General features: G+C 68.0%; 25 protein-coding genes and 2 tRNA genes. 10 read left to right on the forward strand and 17 right to left on the reverse strand.

All coding sequences use genetic code 11. From position 1 onward, the window contains the following. Window positions 1-30: 30 nt before the first annotated feature. Window positions 31-1,125, reverse strand: a complete 1,095-nt coding sequence (locus EIZ45_RS07265; RefSeq protein ID WP_134664661.1) for an alpha/beta hydrolase — start codon at window positions 1,123-1,125, stop codon at window positions 31-33. A 78-nt stretch (window positions 1,126-1,203) separates the two neighbouring features. Next, window positions 1,204-2,034, reverse strand: coding sequence for an LLM class flavin-dependent oxidoreductase (locus EIZ45_RS07270; protein ID WP_134664663.1), 831 nt, complete (start codon window positions 2,032-2,034; stop codon window positions 1,204-1,206). A gap of 55 nt (window positions 2,035-2,089) precedes the next feature. Between EIZ45_RS07270 and EIZ45_RS07275 the strand changes: the two genes are divergently transcribed. Both EIZ45_RS07275 and EIZ45_RS07280 read left to right on the forward strand, forming a co-directional pair. After that, window positions 2,090-2,563 carry a MarR family winged helix-turn-helix transcriptional regulator gene (locus EIZ45_RS07275; protein ID WP_134664665.1) on the forward strand — a complete coding sequence of 158 codons (474 nt, stop codon included), beginning with the start codon at window positions 2,090-2,092 and terminating at the stop codon, window positions 2,561-2,563. Between the two features lie 39 nt (window positions 2,564-2,602). After that, entirely contained in the window at window positions 2,603-3,661 is a 1,059-nt protein-coding gene (locus tag EIZ45_RS07280) for an ankyrin repeat domain-containing protein (RefSeq protein WP_134664667.1), read from the forward strand. On the opposite strand, the gene EIZ45_RS07285 is transcribed toward EIZ45_RS07280, so the two are convergent. Then, window positions 3,658-4,290, reverse strand: a complete 633-nt coding sequence (locus EIZ45_RS07285) for a TetR/AcrR family transcriptional regulator (protein WP_134664669.1) — start codon at window positions 4,288-4,290, stop codon at window positions 3,658-3,660. The two genes, EIZ45_RS07280 and EIZ45_RS07285, sit on opposite strands and share 4 nt — an antisense overlap. A 72-nt stretch (window positions 4,291-4,362) precedes the next feature. Between EIZ45_RS07285 and EIZ45_RS07290 the strand changes: the two genes are divergently transcribed. Next, on the forward strand, window positions 4,363-4,794 hold the full coding sequence (locus tag EIZ45_RS07290) for an ester cyclase (RefSeq protein WP_134664671.1): 432 nt from the start codon (window positions 4,363-4,365) through the stop codon (window positions 4,792-4,794). A gap of 1 nt (window position 4,795) precedes the next feature. Here the strand turns inward: EIZ45_RS07290 and EIZ45_RS07295 are convergent, their stop codons facing one another. Further along, window positions 4,796-5,491 (reverse strand): antibiotic biosynthesis monooxygenase, encoded by a 696-nt coding sequence (locus tag EIZ45_RS07295; protein ID WP_205670023.1) that lies wholly within the window; start codon window positions 5,489-5,491, stop codon window positions 4,796-4,798. A 435-nt stretch (window positions 5,492-5,926) separates the two neighbouring features. On the opposite strand from EIZ45_RS07295, the gene EIZ45_RS45995 reads away from it, so the two are divergent. Beyond that, window positions 5,927-6,082 (forward strand): hypothetical protein, encoded by a 156-nt coding sequence (locus EIZ45_RS45995; protein WP_167756367.1) that lies wholly within the window; start codon window positions 5,927-5,929, stop codon window positions 6,080-6,082. Window positions 6,083-6,125: 43 nt separating this feature from the next. Here EIZ45_RS45995 and EIZ45_RS07300 read toward each other — a convergent pair. The 13 genes from EIZ45_RS07300 to dnaA all read right to left on the reverse strand — a co-directional run bounded on the left by EIZ45_RS07300 (window position 6,126) and on the right by dnaA (window position 21,024). Then, a tRNA-Ala gene (locus EIZ45_RS07300) sits at window positions 6,126-6,198 on the reverse strand. Between the two features lie 30 nt (window positions 6,199-6,228). After that, window positions 6,229-6,399 carry a DLW-39 family protein gene (locus EIZ45_RS07305; RefSeq protein ID WP_020663676.1) on the reverse strand — a complete coding sequence of 57 codons (171 nt, stop codon included), beginning with the start codon at window positions 6,397-6,399 and terminating at the stop codon, window positions 6,229-6,231. Between the two features lie 160 nt (window positions 6,400-6,559). Next, entirely contained in the window at window positions 6,560-7,330 is a 771-nt protein-coding gene (locus EIZ45_RS07310; protein WP_134664673.1) for a phosphotransferase, read from the reverse strand. Beyond that, on the reverse strand, window positions 7,327-8,706 hold the full coding sequence (locus EIZ45_RS07315; RefSeq protein ID WP_134664675.1) for a hypothetical protein: 1,380 nt from the start codon (window positions 8,704-8,706) through the stop codon (window positions 7,327-7,329). The genes EIZ45_RS07310 and EIZ45_RS07315 overlap by 4 nt, the downstream gene beginning before the upstream one ends. Before the next feature lie 89 nt (window positions 8,707-8,795). Beyond that, window positions 8,796-8,869, reverse strand: a tRNA-Ile gene (locus EIZ45_RS07320). Window positions 8,870-8,919: 50 nt separating this feature from the next. Further along, window positions 8,920-9,570, reverse strand: coding sequence for a DUF3566 domain-containing protein (locus EIZ45_RS07325; RefSeq protein WP_037809154.1), 651 nt, complete (start codon window positions 9,568-9,570; stop codon window positions 8,920-8,922). A 35-nt stretch (window positions 9,571-9,605) separates the two neighbouring features. After that, on the reverse strand, window positions 9,606-12,218 hold the full coding sequence (gene gyrA / locus EIZ45_RS07330; RefSeq protein ID WP_037809152.1) for a DNA gyrase subunit A: 2,613 nt from the start codon (window positions 12,216-12,218) through the stop codon (window positions 9,606-9,608). Window positions 12,219-12,266: 48 nt separating this feature from the next. Continuing rightward, a complete protein-coding gene (gene gyrB, locus EIZ45_RS07335; RefSeq protein ID WP_037809150.1) occupies window positions 12,267-14,234 on the reverse strand; it encodes a DNA topoisomerase (ATP-hydrolyzing) subunit B in 1,968 nt (655 codons plus the stop codon). 197 nt (window positions 14,235-14,431) lie between these two features. Beyond that, the gene (locus tag EIZ45_RS07340) at window positions 14,432-15,067 is read right to left on the reverse strand and encodes a DciA family protein (protein ID WP_037809148.1); all 636 of its coding nucleotides are present in this window, start codon (window positions 15,065-15,067) and stop codon (window positions 14,432-14,434) included. A 109-nt stretch (window positions 15,068-15,176) separates the two neighbouring features. Further along, on the reverse strand, window positions 15,177-16,331 hold the full coding sequence (recF, locus tag EIZ45_RS07345) for a DNA replication/repair protein RecF (RefSeq protein ID WP_037809147.1): 1,155 nt from the start codon (window positions 16,329-16,331) through the stop codon (window positions 15,177-15,179). An 18-nt stretch (window positions 16,332-16,349) separates the two neighbouring features. Further along, on the reverse strand, window positions 16,350-17,240 hold the full coding sequence (gene gnd, locus EIZ45_RS07350) for a phosphogluconate dehydrogenase (NAD(+)-dependent, decarboxylating) (protein WP_134664677.1): 891 nt from the start codon (window positions 17,238-17,240) through the stop codon (window positions 16,350-16,352). Window positions 17,241-17,289: 49 nt separating this feature from the next. Further along, window positions 17,290-18,423, reverse strand: a complete 1,134-nt coding sequence (gene dnaN, locus EIZ45_RS07355) for a DNA polymerase III subunit beta (RefSeq protein ID WP_037809143.1) — start codon at window positions 18,421-18,423, stop codon at window positions 17,290-17,292. A gap of 909 nt (window positions 18,424-19,332) precedes the next feature. Continuing rightward, on the reverse strand, window positions 19,333-21,024 hold the full coding sequence (dnaA, locus tag EIZ45_RS07360; protein ID WP_134664679.1) for a chromosomal replication initiator protein DnaA: 1,692 nt from the start codon (window positions 21,022-21,024) through the stop codon (window positions 19,333-19,335). A gap of 600 nt (window positions 21,025-21,624) precedes the next feature. On the opposite strand from dnaA, the gene rpmH reads away from it, so the two are divergent. The 6 genes from rpmH to rsmG all read left to right on the forward strand — a co-directional run bounded on the left by rpmH (window position 21,625) and on the right by rsmG (window position 25,505). Beyond that, entirely contained in the window at window positions 21,625-21,768 is a 144-nt protein-coding gene (rpmH, locus tag EIZ45_RS07365) for a 50S ribosomal protein L34 (RefSeq protein WP_037363527.1), read from the forward strand. Window positions 21,769-21,790: 22 nt separating this feature from the next. Beyond that, window positions 21,791-22,222 carry a ribonuclease P protein component gene (rnpA, locus tag EIZ45_RS07370; RefSeq protein ID WP_037809139.1) on the forward strand — a complete coding sequence of 144 codons (432 nt, stop codon included), beginning with the start codon at window positions 21,791-21,793 and terminating at the stop codon, window positions 22,220-22,222. A 6-nt stretch (window positions 22,223-22,228) separates the two neighbouring features. Further along, window positions 22,229-22,555 (forward strand): membrane protein insertion efficiency factor YidD, encoded by a 327-nt coding sequence (yidD, locus tag EIZ45_RS07375; protein ID WP_037809137.1) that lies wholly within the window; start codon window positions 22,229-22,231, stop codon window positions 22,553-22,555. A 4-nt stretch (window positions 22,556-22,559) separates the two neighbouring features. After that, entirely contained in the window at window positions 22,560-23,717 is a 1,158-nt protein-coding gene (gene yidC / locus EIZ45_RS07380; RefSeq protein ID WP_037809135.1) for a membrane protein insertase YidC, read from the forward strand. Window positions 23,718-23,745: 28 nt separating this feature from the next. Then, window positions 23,746-24,285 carry a R3H domain-containing nucleic acid-binding protein gene (locus EIZ45_RS07385; RefSeq protein ID WP_037809133.1) on the forward strand — a complete coding sequence of 180 codons (540 nt, stop codon included), beginning with the start codon at window positions 23,746-23,748 and terminating at the stop codon, window positions 24,283-24,285. A 539-nt stretch (window positions 24,286-24,824) separates the two neighbouring features. Next, window positions 24,825-25,505 carry a 16S rRNA (guanine(527)-N(7))-methyltransferase RsmG gene (rsmG, locus tag EIZ45_RS07390; RefSeq protein ID WP_134664681.1) on the forward strand — a complete coding sequence of 227 codons (681 nt, stop codon included), beginning with the start codon at window positions 24,825-24,827 and terminating at the stop codon, window positions 25,503-25,505. Window positions 25,506-25,536 lie beyond the last annotated feature (31 nt).

A 25,536-nucleotide genomic window follows, 5' to 3' on the forward strand; every position in this document is an offset into this window, starting at 1 on the left:
AAATTCCGCGGACTTCGTCGGGAAAGCGCCTCAGCCCCAAAACCGCACTTCGGGGTACCGCGGCGACGGCCCGTCCAGCAGCCGCTGGGGCACCCCGCGCAGGTGCTCGTCCAGGAACGCGGTCAGGTACGCCTCGCTGACCCGGACCGCCCGCAGCGGATCGATCTTCAGTCCCGGCACCGGCACCCCGGCCTGCTGGCAGAGCAGCAGCTGATCAGTGAACATGCTGTGTTCCCCGTCGTCGACGGTGATCCACCGTTTCCATCCGGTCATCTCTCTCCATGCCGAGTCCCACGACGGATCGACCGTCCCGCCCGGCTCGTGCACCGGCGCTCCGAACTGCAGAAACGGCCGATCCAGCCCGGTCACCGGGAGGTAGTACATGCCGTCCAGCATTGCCCCGGCGCGGATCCGCCGGTCGGCCAGCATCGCCGGTGCCGTGCTGGCTCCGCCGATCGAATGCCCGACCATCGCGATCCGCCGCGCGTCGATCAGCCGCCCGCCGCCCCACACCGGATTCCGGCCCACGAGCCGATCGAGTACGAACGACACGTCCGCCGCCCGGGTTTGAACAAGTTTCACCCAGTCCTTCGCAGCGCATGCCACGCATTCCGTCGTATGCCCGTCCGGGAAGGTGATCGCCGTCGACTCGTAGTTGTGCCCGAGCCCCGCCACGACATACCCGCGGCTGGCCAGCTCCTCCGCCAACGACGACAACGTCGCGCGCGGCAACGTGAACCCAGGCGACAACACCACCAACGGCATCCGCCGGAACTGCGGCAGAGCGTCCACAGTGGAATGTGTCCGCACCTTCGTCAGCGCGTCCTCCGGCACTGACTTATCGCCCAGCTCCTTCACCATCAGCTCCGACTCTCGCTGAGTGAGGTACTGCGTGGGCCGCCATCCGGGATACTGCGCCGGATACCACAGCGTCACCATCATTTCCCGCCGCTGCGAAGGAACCCACGGATCCGCGCGGGAAGTGTCGGTGAAGTGAAAGGCAGTAGTCCCGACCGGGCTGGCCCCGCCAGGCCGCGGCAACGCCAATCTCGGTGCCGCCTGCGCTGTCCCCGCCCCGACCACGGCGAGCATCGCCGCGACGATCGCAATTACGCGTAGTCTCATGACTCCAGCTTGGAGCCGCGCGACCCCCGGCAGCATCGGTGATGCCCCCGATAGCGAAGTCATCTTCCAGGACGATGCTCAGCTGACGACGTCCGCCAGCCGGGCGATTTCGTCGACGTCGTCAGTCGTCGGCACGAAGACCAGCTCGTCCGCGCCCAACTCGGCAAACTCCGCGATGCATTTCCGAACCATCTCCGGAGACACACAGGGCACGACACTGTCCGCGACTTCCTTAGGAGCCAACCGATAGAAGTCCCGGACATTCGCCAACCCGGCGTCGACGTCTCCCAAAACGAAGTACGCCAACGAAACCAGCCGCGGCTCCCCGGCCCGGCCGCCCTCGCGCCAAGCACGTTTCGCCGCTTCGAACCGAGGAGCGGTCGCTGCCACCGAGCCCGAACCGGCGATATATCCGGTGCCCCACCGCACCATCCGCCGCAACGCCTGCTCGGTGTAGCCGCCGAACAACATCGGCACCTGCCGGGTCCCGCTCGGCACCGCCGCGTTCTTGCCGCCCCAGACTTCCCGATAAGTCTCCAGGTCAGCATCAAACCGAACGCCCCGGCCCCGTGCGCCGAGCCCAGGCACGGTGAACTCCTCCTCCCGAAGCCCCACCCCGACCCCGAATGTCAGCCGATGCCCGGAAACCCCGTCGATGCTCGCGATTTCCTTGGCCAGCAACGCTCCGGGCCACGTCGGCGCGAGCAACACACCGCTCAGCAGACCGATCCGCGTCGTCGCCCCGGCCGCGGCGGCCAGCGAAACCGTGTCGCTCACCCCCGGATACGCGTATCTGCCGATCGTCGCCAGCGAGGAAAAGCCCGCCTCCTCCGCCCTCGCCGCCCACCGCGGCACGACCGCGGGGTCGACGTCGCGCACTTGATTCGGAAGCCCGATGCCGATTCGCACTCGATGATCCTCTCGAACTGTTGCCTGACCCGGCTCTCAATGACAGCATGCTGTCATGTCCGATAAGTTAGCGATACGACAGCATGCTGTCAAGAAGGCCTGCGACTCCTACAACGACCTGATGGACGAGGTCATCCGGCTCTCCGACGTCCTGGAAGCAGTCGGCAACGGCATCGCCCGCCCGACGGGGTTGAGCGTCGCGCGGTACCAGGTGCTGGCCGCGGTCGAAGCGGAAGCCGCCCCGGTCGGAACCATCGCCTCGCAGCTGGGCCACACGAGACAAAGCGTCCAACGAGTCGCCGACCTGCTCGTCGACGACGACCTCGCCTGCTATCGCCCGAACCCCGCGCACCAACGCGCCAAACTGCTCGAAGCGACCCCAGCCGGACGTACGGCTTTGCACCGAATGCAAGCGGCGTACGAAGATCTGGCCCTCCGCACCACCGACGGCTTGGACCTGGAACGCCTCGAACTGGCCCGGCAGACGCTCATCGAGCTGCGCCATCGTCTGCGGTCCGAACTGGCCTAAGCTGGCGTCGCCGGATGCCACGCCAAGGAGAAACCCTCGATGCGCAAGCGAAAAACGCTGCCGAAGAATTTTAGCGAACTGCTGTCCTCCGCATCGCTCGCAGAACTCCAGGCAGTGTTCCAGCGCACCGAGTTGGCCGCGCGCGGCGGATACGGCAAGGAAACGGCGATCGGCTTTCTCGAGTGTCCCGACGAACTCATCGTCTGGCTAGTCGAGCAAGGCCTCGACGTGGATACCGCCAACCAGTACGGCGAGACTCCACTGTGGACACGAGCCGCGAGAGGCGCGGCTGCGCAAATCCCGCTGCTGCTTTCACTCGGCGCGGACATCGAACGGCCACGCGCGCACAGCGGTACTCCATTGCACGGCGCGGCCGGCAGGCAAAGACCGGAGACCGTGCGAGTCCTGATCGAGCAAGGCGCGGATGTGCACGCGACGATCGACGGCAAACCAGGCCGCACCCCGCTCCTGCACGGCTTGCGGCTCACCGAGAACATCGGGATCGCCGGGATGGCCGAAACTGCCGCGCTGCTCCTCGAAGCCGGCGCTCCCGTACCGGACGAGGCGCGAGAGCTGGTCCGCCGGATCGGAGCCAAATTCGAGTTCCACCGCCCGAATTTCAGCCACGATCTCCTCGACGCGACCGACGCCGGACTGCACGAGCTGTACCGGTTGTTCGACGTCGAACCGGTCCCGCCGCGGCTGATCCACGACGGAACCTCCCCGATCGCGGTGCCCGACGGAACCTGGCAGAAGCAGCATGACCACCTGTGGGAGCTGCTCGTACCGCCCTCCGGCGCGGCGAAAACCGTGCAGGGAGAAGCAATCCGCCTCTCCGGCAAAGTTGCGCACGAGATCCTCGACAACGGCAGCATCAACTGGGACCACTCGTTCCGCGCGATGGCCGACGCGCTCCCCGCCTGCTTCGCGTCGGGCACCCCGCTGCCCGAACTTCAGGAAGCGCAGACCCTCGCCAAGCGCATCCGCTCCGGCAACGGAACCGACGACGAACTGGCTCGGCTGTCCGAACTCGCCGTCGCGTGGGTCCGGCTCAACCCCACCCCGTTGCCGATGACCTCGCCGGACTACCACCGTTAACCGGACAGCACCGCGCCCAGCTGGTTGGCCAGCCATCGTTCGAAGGCGGCCGATGTCCATCCGCAGCGCCGGACGAGCCGGTCGTACACCTCGGGCGCGGTGAGCGTCCAGACCGCGTCGACCGCCTCGTCGAATCGCTGCGACGGCAGGTGCCCGCGTTCCGCGAGGCCGCGCAGGCTGTTCGTGTTGCCCTTTCTGCGTTCGGAGTCGATGGTCGCCACGAAGTCCTCGAGCACCTTGTCGCCGCCGGGACCGTGTTCGACCAGAACCCCGAGCAGCGGCCCGACCCGGTCGGAGATAGCGCGTACCCAAGCGGCATACGCGGCCGCGTAGGACGGCACGTCGGTCGCGTCGGCCACCCGGCGGAATTCGGGACGTTCGCTCATCGGCGTCTGGTCCTCGTCGCCGGCGAGCATCACGTCATAGACCGCCTTGATGACCTCGGCCTTGCCACCGACGGAGTTGTACACCGTCTGGGGGCTGACCCCCGCCGCCTCGGCGAGGCCAGTGATCGTCATGCCCGCGTAACCGCCACCGCCGAGGAGCAGCCCGCGCGCCGTCCGCACGATGTGCGCGCGGGTGGCCTGGGCCTTCTCCTCGCGCTGCGGGGCGCTGTATTGCCTTGCCACAGCCCTCCCAATCCGCTAGATTCTGATTCCACTGGATTTAGGTTCCAGTCAAGTTCGAAGAGGAGCTTAGTCGTGACCAACCCCGCACGCACCGCCGCCCTTGCCGTGTTCGACGCGATCAACACCGGAGAGCTTTCCGTCCTCGACGACCTGGTCACCCCGGACTTCGTCGACCACGGGTCCCCGTTCCCGCTGCCGCCCGGACCCGCGGGCTACCGGCAGATCCTTACCTTCGTGCACCACGTGCTGAACATCAGATACGCGATCGACGACATCTTCGACACTGACGACCGCATCGTCGTCCGCGCGACCGCCACCGGAACCGGAGTAGACGCGGTGCACGGCGCGGGCAGCGCAGGCAAGCCGTACCAGATGACCACGGTGCACATTTACCGCACCGAAGGCACTTTGCTCGCCGAACACTGGGGCGTCCGGGACGAACTCGGCGCCCGCATCCAGCTCGGCACGCTGCCCGCGCCCGACTTCGCTCCGCAAGACGCCTGAATCAGGCTGGCTCTTTCGCGGACAGTCCGAGCGAAAGACTGCGCACCATCCGATACCGGCGGAACCCGCCGCCGCGCACGCCCGGGAATTCCTGCACCTTCTGCCATTCGTCGGACACCCCGACCGTCCCCCGGCCGGACCGCGCCAACGCGTCGCGATGCGACTGTTCGTCGGTCCACTCCGCGTAGTTGAGCACTCGCGTCCCGTCGGTGCTGACATGGAAGTGCCCGGACAGCCCGCCCGGCGCGGGCTTCTCCTCACTGGCCAACGCGCCGAACACGGTATCCACCCAACGCCGCTGGCGCTGCGCGTCCGCACCGTCGAACTCAACGCTCACCACGACAATGCACCCCGGAACGGTCACGTTGTCCCGATTTCCGCTGCGATACAACCGATATTCGACCGGATCACTCGCGGAAACCCGTTGCACCAGACCGGGATCAGCTGCTCCCTCGGCCCACTGGGTATAGACCAGCGTGCCCTCGCCCTCGGTACTGGCCAAGGTATTGAACGAAATCAGCCCGACCGGCCATGGTTCTTTCTCCAGCCGGGCAAGCACCTCCGCCGCCTCGACGGTCGTTTCGGCAACCAGCACAGCGTCGACGTCCGTGCGCACAAAGTCAGGGCGCGCAACGCGATTGACAGTCATAAGGGTCCTTCCAAGATCGATGACGACTCTTGAAGGATCGAACTTCAAGGGAAGTTGAAGTCAAGCCATCAACCACGACTCTCGTTACTCTGACGGCTACGAGGGCAGGGGCTCTTGATAGTTTCCAAGCACGCCAAGATGATGGGCTGTCTCGGTGTCGGCACTGTTGGCAGCCGGATGCAGCATCCGTAGTCGCGGGCTAACCCCGCGGCGACCTGCAGATCTACGAGATCTACAAAGCCGAGGACTGGGGACTTTCGTTCACCAACGACACGGTTTCCGGCCGGGCCGAGGAACAATCCTCCGTACAGCCGTCCCAGTTGAGCGCCGATCCCGGCGAGCACGGCAAGGGACCTTGGCAGTGGAGCGGTTGCTTCCGCACGAACCACGGCAACTGCCACCCGCGTCGCCGGTCCGGGCGGTCAGCCCAAGGAAGCCACCTCGAACAGGAAGGTGGGCGACGGCGAGATCTGCTGAATTCCGATGCCCCCGGGTCACGAGGATCTGTCGTTCAAAGTGGGCCGCCGCGTGGTCACGAACTCGACTTTCCGCAGCGAGGACCACCAGGAGCCGGCGCTCAACCAGGTGTTCGGCGAGGCCATTTTCAAGATCATCGACCGCCTGAAGCAGAGCCTCTGACGCACAAATCCCCGTCCAGCTTCGGCCGAACGGGGAGTGCGGGTGGACCTGAGGGGAATCGAACCCCTGACCCCCGCCTTGCAAAGGCGGTGCTCTACCAATTGAGCTACAGGCCCGGCGCGGACCGAGGTCCGCTAAGTACTACGTCAGTTGCGCGACGCGTCCGCGGCCTTGGCCGGCGCGCTGCCGTTCGCCGACGGGGCGGCAGGCGTGGTGGCTTCCCGCCACAGGTCAGCCTCGGCCTTGGCCGCCTTGTTGCGCTTGACGACGAACAGGACGCCGCCCGCGACGACCGCGAGTGCCAACAGCTTCTTCACCTGAAGCCCCCTTCTGAGTGCTTGCGCTACCCCACGATGCTACCGGACCCGCCGCGCTTCCCGTCCAGCGGTTCCGTCTCGCTCGTTCCACGTGGAACACCGGGGAATATCCGGAGTGAGCGGTCCGTTGAAACAGGCGGTCCCAGCGGCCACGCACAACTCAGCCCTGCCGGTCCTTCTCTTCCCGGCAGGGCTGACTCGTCTCCGCGAGCCGCGCGCGGGTGCCGGCGAGGCCCGATTCGACCAGGTCAGGCCGGTCGTTCTCCAGCCCGTACGTCACCTCGTACCACGGTCCCAGCCGGTTCCACGCCCCAGCGCGCCGGCGCAGTTCCGGCGTGACCTCGTACTCCGCGGAGAACCCCGCGACGCACTCCGCCGAGGTCCCGTGCAGCAGCCACGCCAGGTCCCGCGCGGGGTCGCCGACAGACACGTCGGTCCAGTCGATCACCCCGCTCACCCGGCCGTCCTGCTTCAGCACATGCTCCGGTCCCAGGTCGGCATGGATGACCGTGTTTGCTGGATAACCCCGGACTTCCGCCAGCAGCGCCCACCCGCGATCAGCGAGCGGACCGAGCAACGGCGGGACCGCGTCCAGCGCCAGTACTTCCGTCGCGGCACCGAGTTCACGCGCCTTGGCGACGTCCGCACTGTGCAACGCGCGGAGGAACCGGCCGAGCACCCGACCGTCGTCAGCGGTCAGTTCACCCGGCTCGCCCGGCACCAGTTCATGCCGGATCACCAACGGATTTTCCCGCCACACCAACGGAATCGGCACCGTCAACGGCAACTGCGGAGCCAGCCAGGGCAGCACCCGCGTCTCGCGCAGCAGCCACGCGCGCACCTCGTCCCGTTTGGGCCGTCGCTCGACCCACCGCCCGTCGACGAGCGTCGCGACGCTGTCCCAGCCCTCGCCCAGTTCCTCGCCGCTCACCGCGGAAGCCCAGCCGCGAACGCGATCCCCGAAACCTGATCAAGGCCAAGGGAAAGCGTGCCGAGCAGGTCCGCGATCCGTTGCTGCTGCGCGACAGTCGGCCGAACATACATCGGCAGCTCCAGCCGATCCCGGAACGCTCCGGACTCCAGGTCGGCGATCACCGCCTCCCAACCGCCGAGACTGCGGTGCAGCCACCATCCCCGACGCTGAATCACGACATCCGCGGAATCCTTCAGCACACCCAAATCCGCCAACGACCACAACTGCGGACTACCGCTCAGCACGTCTCCCGCCAGCCGGGCCACCCGGGAGTCCTCCCCGGTCATCTCCCGCAGCAGCCAAGGCACGTCCGCTGCGACAACTTTGCCGCGCAGCAACGACAACCCGGTCTTCTTCAACGCCAAATCCGCGCTCTGCGCGAGTTCGACAACCTCGGCCCGGTCAAACTCAGCCCCGGTTTCCGCGAGCCCGGCGTACGCACGAGCCCGCACCACCGGCTTGGCAGCAGAACGCGCGACCGCGGCATAAACCTCGCCCGCATCCCGGCCCATTTCCTGCCAGCGCAACCGCGCCCACAACCGCACCAGCACCGACCGGTCGAGCAGAAGTTGTTCCACCGCAACGGGATCGAGCTGCGCCGCGGTCAGCTTCACCAACCCCAGCACCCGGCTTTCCGCGGACCGGCCAGGAAGCAACGTCTCGGCGATGACCTCCGGCGTCGCCGTCTCGGCAATCACCTGGATCAACTTCCGACGAACGCCCTGGTCCCGTTCCCGAGGCAGCAACCGGACCGCATCCACCGAGCCGAGCAACCCAGTCTCGAAACTGTGCCGGAACGCGCTCCGCCGCACATCGACGTCCCCGGAACCTCGCAAGCACGCCCACACCGACGCCTCGCCATGCGCGTCGACCAGCGCCCGCAGATAGCGCGCCTGCACCTGCGAACCCCGACCGCGCTGCGAAATCCGCTGCACCACCGGCACGATCCGCTCCGCTTGCGCCAACGTCGTACGCCGCAACACCTCTTCTTCGGCCACCGAGCGGACGACCTCGACGTGATCGGCAACCCGGATCGTCAACGCCCGATCGCTCAACGCACCAGCCAACTCGCACAACACGCGAACGGCCTGCTCGCGAAGACGACCGTCGGGATGCATCGAAGCCAGCGCCGCGACCACCGGGGCGGCATTCTTCAGCTTCCAGCTGCTTGCCCGTCCCAGCAGAGGCACCGGATAACGAGCCTGGCGGGCGTAGTGGTCGATCCGCAGCAGCTCGCGCGCGGTCGCCGACGCGAGCCATGCCTCGGTTTCGGCCAGACCAGACTGATCACGGCCGAGGCTCAGCTGCGCACGGATCTGCGCGGGAGTCTGCATGCCGCTGATTCTGGCGAGAACCCCGCCGCGCAGTCATCCGAAATACCAGAAAGGCCGGTCCGCGACTGCGAACCGGCCTTCCGGAAATGTGGGCCCAGGAGGACTTGAACCTCCGACCTCTTCGTTATCAGCGAAGCGCTCTAACCGCCTGAGCTATGGGCCCGTCGAACGAGGAGAACTCTACCGGACTCCCCATCCGCCCTTGCAACCGGGTTACTCTCGCTCCGAGAGCGTGACCTCCAGGCCGCCCGCCAGGTCCGCCGACACGTTGTAAATGAAGGCGCTCACCGTGGCCAGCGCGGACACCAGCACGATGTTGATCGCTCCGAGGATAGCCGCGATGCCGAACACGCGACCGGCGCTGATCAGCGGTTCCGCGGACGCGTTCGCGCCCTCGCCGCCGACCAGGGACGAGTACGTGCCGTTCAGCTTGTCCCACACGCCCATGCCGTCGAGCACCGTGTAGAGCACGCCGACCGCGACCAGCCAGACGAAGAACATCGCGACGCCGAGCACCAGTGCCAGCTTCAGCACCGACCACGGGTCGAACCGCTTGATCTGCAGGCTCGCCCGCCGCGGGCCCCGGCCGGGGCGGCGCAGCGCGCTCGGCGTCGGCCGGGTGCGGCCCGCGGCCGGCACGTCCGCCGCCGGCGGTGGCGCCTCGCCTCCGAAGAGCCGGGGCGCCGCCGAGCCGGTCACCGGGTAGTCGTTCTCGGGCGCGGCCGGTTCGGGAGCCGCGGTGGGCACGTCCTCGGTCGCGATCCGCGCCGTGGCCATGGCCTCGGAGTCGCCGCCGCCGTCCTTGGCGGTGCGCTGCCAGGGCGGGTTGGCCGACGCGTCGTCGGCCTTGTCGGATGGTGCCACGTTGAGTCAGTCCTTACCCGTGCGTGGGGCGCCGATCACTGCTCCGGCGCCGTGCCGTCTTCTGCTGTGGGCTCCTCTGGCGTAGCCTCCGCCGCGTCCTCCGAAACCGTCTCGGAGGCCGAGTCTTCCGGAGTCCCCGAAATCTCGGGGGCTTCCTCGGCGGAGTCCTCGCCACCATTGGCGACGTCCGAACCCTCGTCCGCGTTGCGTGCGACCGCGAGAAGAGTGGTTCCGTCACCCAGGTTCATCAGCCGAACGCCCTTGGTCTGCCTGCCCGCCTTGCGCACGTCCCGCGCCGGCGTGCGGATGACCCCGCCGCTGGACGTGATGGCGAACAGTTCGTCGTCCTCGTCGACGATGAGTGCCCCCACCAGCCTGCCACGTTTGCTGTCGTGCTGAATGGTGAGCACGCCCTTGCCGCCGCGGCCCTGTACCGGATAGTCCTCGATCGGCGTCCGCTTCGCATACGCGCCGTCCGTGGCGACCAGCAGGAACTTGTCCGGTTTGACCACGCTGATGCCGAGCAGCTCGTCACCCTCGTTGAACCGCATGCCCAGCACGCCCGAGGTCGGCCGTCCCATCGGGCGCAGCGCCTCGTCGGTGGCGTGGAAGCGGATCGACTGGCCGCCCGCCGACACCAGCAGCAGGTCGTCCTCGGCCGCGGCCAGCACCGCACCCATCAGCTCGTCGCCCTCGCGCAGGTTGATCGCGATGAGCCCGCCCGCGCGGTTGGAGTCGAAGTCGGTCAACTTCGTCTTCTTCACCAGGCCGCGCTGCGTGGCGAGCACCAGGTACGGCGCGACCTCGTAGTTCGGGATCTCGATGACCTGGGCGATCTGCTCGTCCGGCTGGAACGCGAGCAGGTTCGCCACGTGCTGGCCGCGCGCGTTGCGGTTGGCCTCGGGCAGGTCGTAGGCCTTCGCCCGGTACACCCGGCCCTTGTTCGTGAAGAACAGGATCCAGTCGTGCGTGGAGCACACGAAGAAGTGCTGGACGATGTCGTCCTGCTTCAGCGTCGCGCCCTGCACGCCCTTGCCGCCGCGCTTCTGCGACCGGTACAGATCGGTTTTCGTCCGCTTGGCGTAGCCCGTGCGGGTGATGGTGACGACGACGTCTTCCTGCGCGATCAGGTCCTCGACCGACACGTCGCCGTCGAACGGGATGATCTGCGTACGCCGGTCGTCGCCGTACTTGTCGACGATCTCCATCAGCTCGTCGCGGATGATCGACCGCTGCCGCTCCGGCTTCGCCAGGATGTCCTTGAGGTCGGCGATCTCCAGCTCGATCTCGGCCAGGGTGTCGATGATCCGCTGCCGCTCCAGCGCGGCCAGCCTGCGCAGCTGCATGTCCAGGATCGCGGTCGCCTGGATCTCGTCGATCTCGAGCAGCGACATCAGGCCCGGCCGGGCCTCGTCGGCCGAGGGCGACCGCCGGATCAGGGCGATCACCTCGTCCAGCATGTCGAGCGCCTTGACCAGACCGCGCAGGATGTGGGCCCGTTCCTCGGCCTTGCGCAGCCGGTACCGGGTCCGCCGCACGATCACGTCGACCTGGTGCTTCACGTAGTGCCGGATGATCTGGTCGAGCCGCAGCGTGCGCGGCACGTCGTCGACCAGCGCCAGCATGTTCACGCCGAAGTTCTGCTGCAGCTGGGTGTGCTTGAACAGGTTGTTCAGCACGACCTTCGCCACCGCGTCGCGCTTGATCGTGATGACGATCCGCATGCCGGAACGGCTGTTGGACTCGTCCGCGATGTCCGCGATGCCGGTGATCTTGCCGTCGCGCACCAGGTGGGCGATGTTCTCCACCAGGTTGTCCGGGTTCACCTGGTAGGGCAGCTCGGACACGACCAGGATGGTGCGGCCCTTCGCGTCCTCCTCGACCTCGACGACCGCGCGCATCCGGATCGAACCGCGACCGGTGCGGTAGGCGTCCTCGATCCCGGAGGTGCCGAGGATCATCGCCTTGGTCGGGAAGTCCGGGCCCTTGATCCGCACGAGCAGCGCGGCCAGCAGTTCGTCGTCGGTCGCTTCCGGGTTCTCCAGCGCCCACACGACGCCTTCGGACACCTCGCGCAGATTGTGCGGCGGGATGTTCGTCGCCATCCCGACCGCGATCCCGGAACCGCCGTTGACCAGCAGGTTCGGGAACCGCGACGGCAAAACGTCGGGCTCCTGGGTGCGCCCGTCGTAGTTGTCGCGGAAATCGACGGTGTCCTCTTCGATGTCCGCGAGCATCTGCATCGCGAGCGGCGCGAGCCGGGACTCGGTGTACCGCATCGCGGCCGCGGGGTCGTTGCCCGACGAGCCGAAGTTGCCCTGGCCGTCGATCAAGGGGTAGCGCAGCGACCACGGCTGGGCGAGCCGCACGAGCGCGTCGTAGATCGCCGAGTCGCCGTGCGGGTGGTAGTTGCCCATGACGTCGCCGACGACGCGGGAGCACTTGTTGTACCCGCGGTCCGGGCGGAACCCGGAGTCGAACATCGAGTACAGGATCCGGCGCGCCACCGGCTTGAGGCCGTCGCGCACGTCCGGCAGCGCCCGCGACACGATGACGCTCATCGCGTAGTCGATGTAGGAGCGCTGCATCTCCTGCTGGATGTCGACCGGCTCGATCCGGTCGTGTTCCGGCGGCAAGGTTTCCGTCATGGGGTCCTTCTTGTGAGCAGTCCTGGGAAGCGGGTGAGAAGGGGACGCCTACACGTCCAGGAAGCGCACGTCCTTGGCGTTGCGCGTGATGAACGAACGGCGGGCTTCCACGTCCTCGCCCATCAGCACGGAGAACAGTTCGTCGGCCTGTGCGGCGTCGTCGAGGGTGACCTGCCCGAGCAGCCGGTTCGCCGGGTCCATCGTGGTCTCCCACAGCTCCTCGGCGTTCATCTCGCCGAGACCCTTGTACCGCTGGATCGCGTCGTCCTTCGGAAGACGGCGGCCCGCCTCGACGCCGGCCTGGATGACCGCGTCGCGTTCCTTGTCGGAGTACGCGTACTCCGGCTCCGACCGCGGCCACTTGATCTTGTACAGCGGCGGCCGCGACAGGAACACGTGGCCGTGCTCGATCAGCGGCGTCATGAACCGGAACAGCAGGGTGAGCAGCAGCGTGGTGATGTGCTGGCCGTCGACGTCGGCGTCGGCCATCAGCACGATCTTGTGGTACCGCAGCTTCGAGATGTCGAAATCGTCGTGGATGCCGGTGCCGAGCGCGGTGATCAGCGACTGGACCTCGGTGTTCTTGAGGACGCGGTCGATGCGGGCCTTCTCGACGTTGATGATCTTGCCCCGGATCGGCAGGATCGCCTGGTACATCGAGTCGCGGCCTTCCTTGGCCGAACCGCCGGCCGAGTCGCCCTCCACGATGTAGAGCTCGCACTCGCCGGGGTCGTTCGAACGGCAGTCCTTGAGCTTGCCGGGAAGACCGCCGATCTCCAGCGCGCCCTTGCGCCGCACCAGGTCGCGCGCCTTGCGGGCGGCGAGCCGGGCCTGCGCCGACGAGATCGACTTGTTGATGATCGTCTTGGCTTCGCTCGGGTTGCGCTCGAACCAGTCGCCGAGCCATTCGTTCGACTGCTGCTGCACGAACGTCTTGGCCTCGCTGTTGCCCAGCTTGGTCTTGGTCTGGCCCTCGAACTGCGGTTCGGACAGCTTGATCGACACGATCGCGGCGAGACCCTCGCGCACGTCGTCGCCGGTCAGGTTCGCGTCCTTCTCCTTGAGCAGCTTCTTGTCGCGCGCGTACGCGTTGACCACGCGGGTGAGCGCGGCGCGGAAGCCCTCTTCGTGCGTGCCGCCCTCGTGCGTGTTGATCGTGTTGGCGAAGGTGTACACCGACGGCGTGAACCCGGTGTTCCACTGCATCGCGACCTCGACCTCGAGGCCGGCGCCCTTGGCGTCGAAGGAGATGACGCTCTCGTGGATCGGGTCCTTGCTGCCGTTGATGTGCTTGACGAAGTCCTCGAGCCCGCCCGGGTAGCAGTAGACGACTTCCTTGACCCTGGCCTGCTTGCCCGCGGCGTCCTCTTCGGTCTCCTCGTCAGCGACGCGCTCGTCGCGCAGCGACAGGGTGAGGCCCTTGTTGAGGAACGCCATCTCCTGCAGGCGGCGCGAGATGGTCTCGAAGTTGTAGGTGGTGGTCTCGAAGATGCTGCCGTCGGCCCAGAAGGTGATGGTGGTGCCGGTGTCGCTGGCCGGGCCGAGGTCCTCGAGCGGACCGGGGACCTGGTTGGTGTACTCCTGGCGCCAGCTGCGGCCGTTCACCTTGATCTCGGCGAGCAGCTTCGTCGACAGCGCGTTCACCACGGAGACGCCGACGCCGTGCAGACCGCCGGACACCGCGTAGGAGTCGCTGTCGAACTTGCCGCCCGCGTGCAGGATGGTCAGCACGACCTCGAGGGTCGGCTTCTTCTCCTTGGGGTGCATGTCGACCGGGATGCCGCGGCCGTCGTCGACGACGCGCACCCCGCCGTCCGCGAGCAGGGTAACCTCGACCTTGGTGGCGTACCCCGCCATCGCCTCGTCCACGGAGTTGTCCACCACCTCCTGGACCAGGTGGTGGAGGCCGCGCTCACCGGTGGAACCGATGTACATGCCGGGGCGCTTGCGAACTGCTTCGAGGCCTTCGAGCACGGTGATGGACGACGCGTTGTACTCGCTCTTGTTCTCGGTCACCGGCGTTGTTTCTCCTCGTCTCGCCCGAGCGGACGCCCGCTACTACAACAGTGTACTTGCCCGCACGCGCTCACATGCGGCTAGGACACCCCTCAGCCGGTCGCAGAGGGACGAAATCACCCTCAGTTGAGTCATCTCGTATCCGAAGCTGCGCGGCCCGGTCCTCGGGGAACTCATCCGCCGGAGCGCAACCCCCGTCAGCCGTACGTGTCACGCGGCCCGCGACCAGGCACGTGCCGGGGCCCTTTCCGCCAGCTCGGAGCGGTCGGACCCTGGATCCGCATCCGCTTGACCACGCCGTTCCCGACGCCCGCGGCGATCTTCGCCAGCAATTTGCCCTGCAGCAACCGCAACTGCGTCGCCCACGCGGTGGAACTCGCGCGAACGGTCAGCTCGCCGTCTTTCAGCGCGACCGGCTGGGCGTGTTCGGCGACGTCCTCGCCCACGAGCCGGGCCCACTGCCCGAACACGCGCGCGTTCGTCATCGTGTCCTGCCAGCCGCTGTCGGAGATCAGCCGCGAGACGAGCCTGCCGAGCGGCTGCGGGTCGCGCGGATCCGCGCCGGGACCGGACCAGCGCCGCCGCGCCCGGTTCTGCCCGCCGCCCCCGTTGATCCGGCCGCGCCGGAGGTTCGGCGGGGCTCCGCGTTCGCGGGCTTTCGCCTTCGCCGCTTCGAGCGCGGCGTGCGCGAGGTCGCGGCCGCTCGGTTTGTCCCCAGCGGCCGTCTCGTTCGGCCCAGTGGAACTGTCACGCTCAGTCGCGCCACGCGCGGGATTTCCGGAAGTGTCGCCCGCTGCCGGGGTGTCAAGACCGCCATCCGGCCGGTTCGTCACTCGCGGCGATAACGCGGCTCCGGGTTTATCCACACTGTCCACAGGTTTGTCCCCAGATCGGTGGGCAACCCGCGTGACCCCGGTCACCCCGCGTGGTCGTCGTGGCTGTTCAGGCACGGTTCACCTCCCCGTCGGCCACCGTGAACCTCGCACCGGCGAGCTCCTCGGGCACGTCCTCGGCCACCGCCGCGGTGATGAGCACCTGCTCGGCGCTCGCGGAGACCTCGGCCAGCCGCGCCCGGCGCTTGCGGTCGAGTTCGGCAAACACATCGTCCAGCAACAAGACCGGTTCGCCCGCTTCGGCGCGCAGAAGTTCGTAACTTCCGAGCCGCAACGCGAGCGCGAACGACCACGACTCGCCGTGGCTCGCGTACCCCTTCGCCGGCGCTTCGCCGAGAATCAGCTCCAGTTCGTCCCGATGCGGGCCGACCAGGCTGATCCCTCGCTCCAGCTCCTGCCGACGCGTGTCCGCCAGCGCCTTCAGCAACAACTCGCGCAGTACCTCTGCCTCGGCACGCTCTCCGCCAGGCACTCCGTACGACGGCGGAAGCGCTTCGCCGAGCGAAGACTTGTACGCGATCTTCGCCGGGCGAGAGTCGGGCGCGACCCCCATATAGGCGTCGGCCGTGTACGGCGCGAGGTCCGCGATGAGGTTCAGCCGTGCCGCCAGCAGCTGCGCGCCAGCCACTGAAAGATGGTCGTCCCAGACGTCGAGCGTCGACAGCGCGTACGGGTCTTCGCGACCAGTACGGCGTTTGCCCGCGGTCTTGAGAAGCGCGTTGCGCTGCTTAAGCACCTTCTCGTAGTCCGCGCGCACGCCTGCGTACCGAGGCGCGCGAAGCACGAGCAGTTCGTCCATGAACCGACGGCGTTCGCTCGGATCGCCGCGCACCAGCGAGAGGTCCTCCGGAGAGAACAGCACCGTACGCAGAATGCCGAGCACGTCGCGCGGCTTGCCGACCGCGCCACGGTTCACCCGCGCGCGGTTGGCGCGGCCGGGCGTGATCTCGAGTTCGACCGTCAGCTCGCGGTCTTCGTTGACGACCGCGACCCGGACGAGCGCGCGCTCACAGCCGTGCCGGACGAGCGGGGCGTCCGTGGCGACCCGGTGCGAACCGAGGGTCGCCACGTAGCCGATCGCTTCGAGCAGGTTCGTCTTCCCCCGGCCGTTCTGGCCGACGAGCACGACCGGCCCCGGTTCGAGGGCGAGGTCGGCCAGCGGCCAGGACCGGAAGTCGGTGACCTGGAGATGTCGCAGATACACGGGCGGGGACCGCGGGAGCTAGCTCCCGGCCTTCTTCACAGCGTGGCCGCCGAACTGGTTGCGCAGCGCGGCGACGGCACGCATCGCGGCGGAGTCCTTCTGCCGGGAGGAGAACCGGGCGAACAGCGCGGCCGACAGCACCGGGGCGGGCACCGCGTTGTTGACCGCTTCCTCCAGCGTCCAGCGGCCTTCGCCGGAGTCCTCGACGTAGCCTTCGAGGTCGTCCAGCTCCGGGTCCTCGTCCAGCGCGCGCACCAGCAGGTCGAGCAGCCAGGAGCGGACCACGGTGCCGCGCTGCCAGCCCTTGATCACGGCGGGCACGTCGTCGACGGTCTTCGCGGCTTCGAGCAGCTCGAAGCCCTCGGCGTAGGCCTGCATGATGCCGTACTCGATGCCGTTGTGGATCATCTTCGCGTAGTGCCCGGCACCGACCGAGCCGGCGTGCGAGAAGCCTTCCTCGCGCGGGCCCTCCGGACGGAGCGCGTCGAAGATCGGCATCGCGCGCTGGACGTCCGACGCCGCGCCTCCGACCATCAGGCCGTAGCCGTTGTCCTTGCCCCACACACCGCCGGAGACGCCGCAGTCGAGGTAGCCGACGCCGTGCGCGGCGAGCAGATCAGCGTTCAGCTTGTCGTCGGTGAACTTCGAGTTCCCGCCGTCGATCACCAGGTCGCCCTCGGACAGCAGCTGCCCGAGTTCGGTCACGGTCTGCCGGGTCGGCTCGCCCGCCGGGACCATGATCCACACGATCCGGGGACCGGACAGCTTGGACACCAGGTCTTCGAGCGACGTCGAGTCGCTGACGTCCTGGTTGCGGTCGTAGCCGACCACCTCGTGCCCGGCGGCACGCAGCCGCTCGCGCATGTTGAAGCCCATCTTGCCCAGGCCGACGAGACCCAGCTGAACCATGAGATCCCCTTTGGATTGGATCGGTTTTCCTCGGTTGGACGCGCGCCGCTCAGCCCGGCAGCCGGACCGGCATGAGCAGGTAGAGATACCCGGGGACGACGTTGCCCTCGGCGTCGGCTGGCTTGATCAGCGCCGGGCGGTTGGGCGTGGTGAACGTCAGCTCGGCCCGGTCGCTGTGCAGCGCGCCGAGGCCGTCGACGAGGTAGCCGGGGTTGAACGCGATGGTGACCGGCTCGCCCTCGTAGTCGACCTGGAGTTCTTCCTCGGCGCTGCCCTCGTCGTCGCCGCCCGCGGACAGCCGCAGGGAGCCGTCGCCGAATTCGAGCCGCACCTGGGTGCCGCGCTCGGCGACCAGCGACACGCGCTTGATCGACTCGGTGAGCGCGCTGACCTCGATGACCGCGCGCGAGGTGTGGTTCGCGGGCAGCAGCTGGCGATACGGCGGGAACTCGGCGTCGAGCAGCCGGGTGGTCGTGTAGCGGCCGGCCCCGGACAGGCCGAGCAGGCCGTCGCCGGAAGCGAGCGCGAGCTGCACGGTGGTGCCCGCGCCGCCGAGCGTCTTGGCCGCCTCGGCGAGCGTGCGCGCCGGGACGAGCACCGCGGCGTCGGACAGGCCCTCGGCGGGCTTCCAGGTGAACTCGCGCATGGCGAGCCGGAACCGGTCGGTGGCGACGAGCGTGAGCGTCTCGCCGGAGATCTCCAGCCGCATGCCGGTGAGCATGGGGAGCGTGTCGTCCTTGCCCGCCGCGGTGGCGACCTGGGTGACCGCCTGGCCGAAGACGTCGCCGGTGAGCTCGCCCGCGTGCGCGGGCTGGGACGGCAGCTGCGGGTAGTCCTCGACCGGCATGGTCGGGAGGCTGAACCGGGCGCTGCCGCACGTGATGGTGGCGCGGGCGCCGTCGACGGAGATCTCCACCGGCTGCGCGGGGAGCGCCTTGGTGATGTCGGCGAGGAGGCGGCCGGAGACGAGCAGCCGTCCGCCGTCGGCGATGGTCGCGGGAACGCCGACCGTGGCCGAGACCTCGTAGTCGAAGCCGGAGACCGTGAGCGCGTCGGACTCCCCGTCCGCGCCCGCGTCGAGGAGAACACCGCCCAGCACCGGCACCGGAGGCCGGGAGGGGAGGCTTCTGGCCACCCACGCGACGGCGTCGGCGAGCCCGTCGCGCTCGACGCGGATCTTCATGCGCGCTTCCTTTCGACAGCCGAGCCCCTCGGCTCGTGAAGGGGTCGCCGGGCGCCAGTCGTGAGCACCGCGCGCGACCGGGTCCCCGCCGGTCCGGTCCGCCCCGCGCGGGAACGGACCAGCTGCAGACATCCACGTTAGGCCGTCGCCAGGGGTGCCGTCACCTCGGCCTCCCCTTCACTTTGTCGACAAGACGACACGAATCTCGGCTTGTCCCCAGTTTCGTCCTCCGCCTGTTTTTGTTCTGTTCTTTCTTAGAAGAGATGAAAAACCAGTAGCAGTAATAGGGGCTGTGGATTGTGTGGACAGCGCTCGTTCGCGCTGGTCGTGGCGTGCGTCGGCCTGTGGGCAGCCCTGGTGGCGGATCGGTGGATGGTTCGGGCGATCCGTGGATGGTTTCGAGCCGTCCCGGATTCATCCACAGTTGTCCCCAGTTATCCCCACAGTTGTCCCCAGGTTGGGACCGAGTTGTACCCAGGCTCTGGGGGCAGCCGAAGCGGCCGGGATCGCCCTGGTGAGTGACGACCCACAGTTGTGGATGACCTGTGGGCAACCTGGGGAATCCGCGTGGACAACCCTGGGGACAACCTGTGGATCCGGTGTGAACGGGATGTGGATCAAATCCGGGTCGCCGCAGGTCTGGGATTCGTTGGCACTGTGGGCAAACTGCACACACCCTGGGGAAAACCCCTTGTGTATCAATGAGTTTGGGAAATTCTCTGTACACAGGCTGTGGACGTCTGTGGATGCGTACGCGTGCTTCGCTCCGCTGCTGATCCGTACGCGCGCTTCGGCTGCGTACGCGCGAGAAGCCAGTCATGGCAGCAAAAAGGGCACCACGGGGATCCGTGGTGCCCTTGGCGTCGAAACCAGACCGTCTACAAGCGAGTGTCCAAACGCGGCAGTCGGCTACTGCCGAGCGCGCTGTTTGATGCGCGAGGTCAGCTCCTGCACCTGGTCGTAAATCCGCCGGCGCTCGGCCATCTCCTTGCGGATCTTCTTGTCCGCGTGCATGACGGTCGTGTGGTCGCGGCCGCCGAACGTCTGGCCGATCTTCGGCAGCGACATCTCGGTCAGCTCGCGGCAGAGGTACATCGCGATCTGGCGGGCCGTGGCGAGCGCCTTGGTCTTGCCCGGGCCGCACAGCTCGTCGAGCGTCACGTCGAAGAACTCGGCGGTGACGCCCATGATGGTCGGCGCGGTGATCTCCGGCGTGTGCGAATCCGGGATCAGATCGCGCAGCACGATCTCGGCGAGCCCGACTTCCACCGGCTGCTGATTCAGCGACGCGAACGCGGTGACGCGGATCAGCGCGCCCTCCAGCTCGCGGATGTTCGCCTCGACCCGCGACGCGATGAACTCCAGCACCTCGCCGGGCACCGCGAGCCGGTCCTGAGCCGCCTTCTTACGCAGGATCGCGATCCGGGTCTCCAGCTCAGGCGGCTGGATGTCGGTGATCAGGCCCCACTCGAACCGCGTCCGCAGCCGGTCCTCCAGCGTTTCCAGCCGCTTGGGCGGCCGGTCGGAGCTGACCACGATCTGCTTGTTCTGGTTGTGCAGCGTGTTGAAGGTGTGGAAGAACTCCTCCTGGGTGCCTTCCTTGCCCTCCAGGAACTGGATGTCGTCCACCAGCAGGATGTCGACGTCGCGGTAGCGGCGCTGAAAAGCCACCTTGCGGTCGTCGCGCAGCGAGTTGATGAAGTCGTTCGTGAACTCTTCGGTCGAGACGTAGCGCACGCGCATGCCGGGGAAGAGCCGCTGGGCGTAGTGCCCGACCGCGTGCAGCAGGTGCGTCTTGCCGAGCCCGGACTCGCCCCAGATGAACAGCGGGTTGTACGCGCGGGCGGGCGCTTCGGCGACGGCGACCGCGGCGGCGTGCGCGAAGCGGTTGGACGCGCCGATGACGAAGGTGTCGAAGTTGTACTTCTCGTTCAGCTTCGTCTTCGACGTCTGCGGCTGTGCGGGAGCGGTGTAGGGCTGGCCCGCGATCGGCTGCCCGGCGAACCGGGGCCAGATCTCGTTGGCGGTCGCCAGCGCTTCGCCCTCTTCGTCGACTTCTTCGTCCGGGTCCTCGATGTCGTCCAGGCCGGGGTGGACCGGGTGCATCGGCTGCTGAGGAGGCGGTGGCGGCGGCGGGTCGACCCGGGCCGGCGGAAGACCGGCCGCTTCGACCTGAGGCCGGCGCGGCGGCGGTTTCGGCTTCGGGCGCTCCGGGCGCACGTGGTCGGCCTGGCCGTTCTCCAGGTGCGGGCTCGCCTGCGGCACCGGCTCCGGCCGCGGGACATCGTTTTCCACCCGGGCGGGTGACGCCGCATAGCGGGGGGCGGGCGCGACCGGTTCGGTGCTGTCGACCTTCACCGCGAGCGACACCGGACGGCCGAGCCGCCGCGACAGTGCTTCGGTGATCGAGGTGCGCAGCGCGCGTTCGATGGCTTCCTTCGCGAAATCGCTCGGCGCGGCGAGCAGCGCGGTGCCGTCGAGGAGACCGATCGGGCGGGTCACCCGCATCCAGGCTCGTTGCTGCGGGGAGAGGGTGCCGTCGGACAGCTCCCGCACCACCTGCTCCCAGATGACGCCCAGATTGTGCTGGTGCTCCGACACCGGTCTGACTCCCCTCCCCTCGTCGGCGCGCACGCCTCGGACCCGCCCCGAGCACGTCCTGGAAGCTCGCCTCGAGCACGCGGTCCGGACTCACCCGCGCGACGGCACAGCGATATCCACAAAGTTGTCCACAGCTGTGCACTAATGTACGGCCGTCCGCAGCCACGCGACCTGCGGGCTCGGCGTACTCCCCGGGCGCCTCCACACCCCCCGGCGTCGGCGAGGCCGAATCAGTCCTGCCCGGAGGCCGAGAGAGGCACGCTAACAAGCCCTGCTCGATGCCACAAGACGTGGTGCTGCGCAAGCATTTCACGGTGTACGGCGTGTTGCCATTCGGTGCCGCGCCGTGCCGGAAGGCAGTCTCGCCGGTCGGTCGCCGAGGGCGCCGGAGGGGCGCCTGCAGCGTTCACGACCGGGGTGCGTACCCTCGTAAGGTCTCCCGTATGCGACGGGTGCGTTTCGCGTGCCTACGTATGTCGTCGCTCGTCGTGACGAGGCCACCCGGTGGTAGGAGACAGCACGAACTTCCGTGCGACCCGCACGACACGCCGGGCGCCGGGGAATCCGCCGTCGCCCGACGGCCGAGACACAGGAGAAGCAGTGAGCAAGGGCAAGCGCACCTTCCAGCCGAACAACCGTCGTCGCGCGAAGACCCACGGTTTCCGCCTGCGCATGCGGACCCGTGCGGGCCGCGCGATCCTCGCGGCGCGCCGTCGCAAGGGCCGCGCCGAGCTGTCCGCCTGATCCGGCTCAGCCGGACCGCGTCGTGCTGCCCGCTGGCGCACGTCTGCGGCGGAGCGAGGACTTCCGGGTCGTCCTCCGCCGGGGGTCCCGAGCCGGCAGGCGCCGCCTCGTCGTCCACGCGTTGACCACGGACCCGTCCGTGGCCGCTTCGTTCGCGGCCAGGGCGGGTTTTGTGGTGAGCAAGGCCGTCGGGAACTCGGTGGTGCGCCACCGGGTGACCCGGCGGTTGCGGCACCTGGTTTCCGCGCGTCTCGGAACACTGCCCGCGGGCAGCTCGTTGGTGGTACGGGCATTGCCTCCGGCCGCGTCCGCGTCGAGCGCTGAGCTCGCCGCGGATCTCGACGCCGCACTGCGCCGGCTCGGCCTCGCGCCGTCCGGCCGCCCGGCCGGGGCCGATGCTCCCCGGCAGCCGCGCCAGCAGGGCACGGCACCCGACCACGGATCAGCGGTGTAAACGGCTATGGACGCCACCTCCGAACACAGCACCACCGAAGTACCCGAGGACGAGTCGCCGCCCCGGCCTGGACCGGTCGCGTGGGTGCTGCTCCTCCCCGTGCGGTTCTACCGCAAGGCGATTTCGCCCTTTCTTCCTCCGGCCTGCCGGTTCTACCCGAGCTGCAGCGCGTACGCAGTCGAAGCACTGACCCGCCACGGCGCGGCCAAGGGCTCCTACCTCGCGCTGCGCCGGCTGCTTCGCTGCGGCCCGTGGACCCCGCCCGGCCGCGACCCGGTGCCCGAGAAGTTCTCGTGGCGGCACCGCACGCCTGAAACACCGATCGAGGAGTAGCTCAGTGCTCGATTTCATCTACTACCCCGTGTCCTTCATCTTGTGGTGTTGGCACAAGGTCTTCGGGTTCGTCTTCGGGGAAGCGACCGCGATCTCGTGGATCCTCGGCATCATCTTCCTGACGTTCACCGTCCGCGGCATCATGTTCAAGCCGTTCGTGAACCAGGTCCGGTCGATGAAGAAGATGCAAGACTTCGCGCCGGAAATGAAGAAGATCCAGAAGAAGTACGCGAACGACCGGCAGCGCCAGGCGCAGGAGATGCAGAAGCTCCAGCGCGAGCACGGCGTCAACCCGCTCGGCAGCTGCCTTCCGATGATCCTTCAGATCCCGGTCTTCATCGGCCTGAACCACGTGCTGCGCGCGTTCACCATGAAGCCCGCCGACGGCAGCCCGAAGACCGAGAACTACTTCTTCAACGCCCATGACGTGAACTCCTACGTCAGCGCGAAGCTCTTCGGCGTCAACCTGGGCGAGGCGGTCAACAACGGTGTCGGCGCCGTCGCCGGGCACGTCGCGAACGGCGGGTGGCACTGGGAGGTCCTCCCGGTCGCGCTGCCGCTGATGATCATCGCCTCGATCGCCACGCACCTCACCGCGCGCCACTCGGTCTCCCGGCAGAACGCGTCGGCCGCGGGCACCGCGCAGACCGCGATCATGAACAAGCTCACCATGTACGTCTTCCCGCTCGGTGTGCTCGTCTTCGGTGCGTTCTTCCCGCTCGGCCTGCTCTTCTACTGGCTGGCGAACAACGGCTGGACGCTCATGCAGCAGCGCCTCGTCTACACGAAGATCGACAAGGAAGAGGAAGCCCGCAAGGCCGAGGCGGCCGAGAAGCGCGCGTCGCTCGGCCCGAAGCCGGGCCAGAAGCCGACCGCGCCGAAGGTCGGGCAGAAGCCGGTGCAGCAGAAGAAGAACCAGCAGCAGGGTCAGCAGGGCAAGGTGACCAAGGCGGGTTCGGCGCACGGCTTCGCACAGACCTCGTCCTCCAGCGGCAAGTCCGGCGGTGTCGCTTCCTCGCCGAAGAAGGCAGCCGAGACAGCCGAGGCGGCGGAGAGCGCGCCGGAGCAGACGTCGACCCAGAACGGATCGAAGGAGAACGGCACCGGAGTGCCCGGGCTCCTCAAGGACTCGAACAGGAAGTCGGGCCGGAAGCGTCGCTGACGCTTCGGGTTCGGAGAGGAGACTGAAGATGTCGGAGACGGTCGACACGATCGACGCCGATCAGGAAGAGACGAGTGCGGCGGCCGAGCCGAAGGCGGGCGGTGACGACGCTCTCGTGCAAGAGGGCGACATCGCCGGCGACTACCTCGAGCGTCTGCTGGACCTGCTCGACTACGACGGCGACATCGACCTGGACGTCGAAGCGGGCCGCGCGATCGTCAGCATCGACGGCGGCGACGACCTCGAAAAGCTGGTCGGCCCCCGCGGCACGGTGCTCGAAGCGCTGCAGGAGCTGACCCGTCTCGCGGTCCAGCAGGAGACCGGCTCGCGCAGCCGGCTGATGCTGGACATCGCCGGCTGGCGCGCGGACCGCCGCGAGGAGCTCCGCGAACTCGGCCGGTCCACCGCGGAGTCGGTGCTGTCGAGCGGCGAGCGGGTTCGCCTGCAGCCGATGAGCCCGTTCGAACGCAAGGTCGTCCACGACGCGGTCGCGACGGTCAAGGGCGTCACGAGCGAGAGCGAGGGCGAAGACCCGAAGCGGCGCGTGGTGATCTTCCCCGAGGACTGAGCCCTCGGAAGCACTGAGCGGAAGCGGCCCACCGGATTCACTCCGGTGGGCCGCTTCTTTTATGCCTTCCTTCTGACGCGGTCCCTCGGCACCGCGAGTACGACCGGCACCGTGCCTGCCGAACCCGCCGAGCAGACCCTGGCCTCTGGGCGATGCCGCGTCGCGCGTCGTCCGTTGGCGACGCTCCTGTCCCCTGTCATGTTCTAGGCAGCGGTTAGGCAAGGACGACTGCCGTCATGTTCATCAGCCGCCGCCCGGCGCCCCGGCACGCGACGAGTGACGCCCGAGCCTGCAGTCGCCCGAGGATCGTCATCGCTCCGACTCGACGCCGCCGCGAATTACAAGCGTGGCGTTTCACGTGAAACTCGCCGCCTCCTCCCCCGGCCGATCGCGTTTCACGTGAAACGACCTGTGGATCGCTCGGCGACTCGAGTGGACTTGTCCACAGTTGCGGTCTGTCGGCTCGATTTGGCGTCGGCATCAGGGACAATCAATCGAGCGCGTTTCACGTGAAACGCGCGGAGCGAGGAGTGCGAGTAGTGAGCTTGGACGGCGCCACCGGGACGGTCCGGACCGCGGCGGTGGAGGTGTTCGGGGAGTGCGTCGAGCAAGCCGCCGGGTACGTGGAGCTGCTGGCGACTCATGGGGTCGAGCGAGGGTTGATCGGACCGCGTGAGGTCGACCGGCTGTGGGAGCGGCACGTGCTGAACTCCGCGGTGATCGGTGAGCAGATCCCGTCCGAGGCGCGCGTGGTCGACGTCGGGTCGGGCGCGGGGCTTCCGGGAGTACCGCTGGCGATCGCTCGACCGGACCTCGATATCGTGCTCTTGGAACCCATGGCTCGCCGGGTTGACTGGTTGGCCGAGGTCGCCGAGAAGCTGGAACTCCCGATCACCATCGTCCGTGGACGCGCCGAGGAGCGGTCCGTACGCGAGCAGCTGAGTGGCGCAGACGTCGTCACCGCCCGCGCGGTCGCCCCTCTTGCTCGGCTCGCGGGCTGGTGCCTTCCCCTGGTTCGTCCCGAAGGTCGACTGGTTGCCCTCAAAGGCGCCAGCGCCGCCGAAGAGATCTCCCGCGACCGCGACGCGGTGCGCAAGGCCGGTGGGGCCGAACCACAGGTCGCGGAATGCGGGAAGGCAGTACTCGAAGTCCCCAGCACGGTGGTCCTGATCCGTCGCCTGCCGCCGAAGCCGAACCGGCCACGCGGCAGGCGGAGCTAGCGAACGACAACAGCCGCGCCGTTCCACGTGA

This window comes from Amycolatopsis sp. CFH S0740, assembly GCF_004522315.1.
Lineage (GTDB): Bacteria > Actinomycetota > Actinomycetes > Mycobacteriales > Pseudonocardiaceae > Amycolatopsis > Amycolatopsis nivea.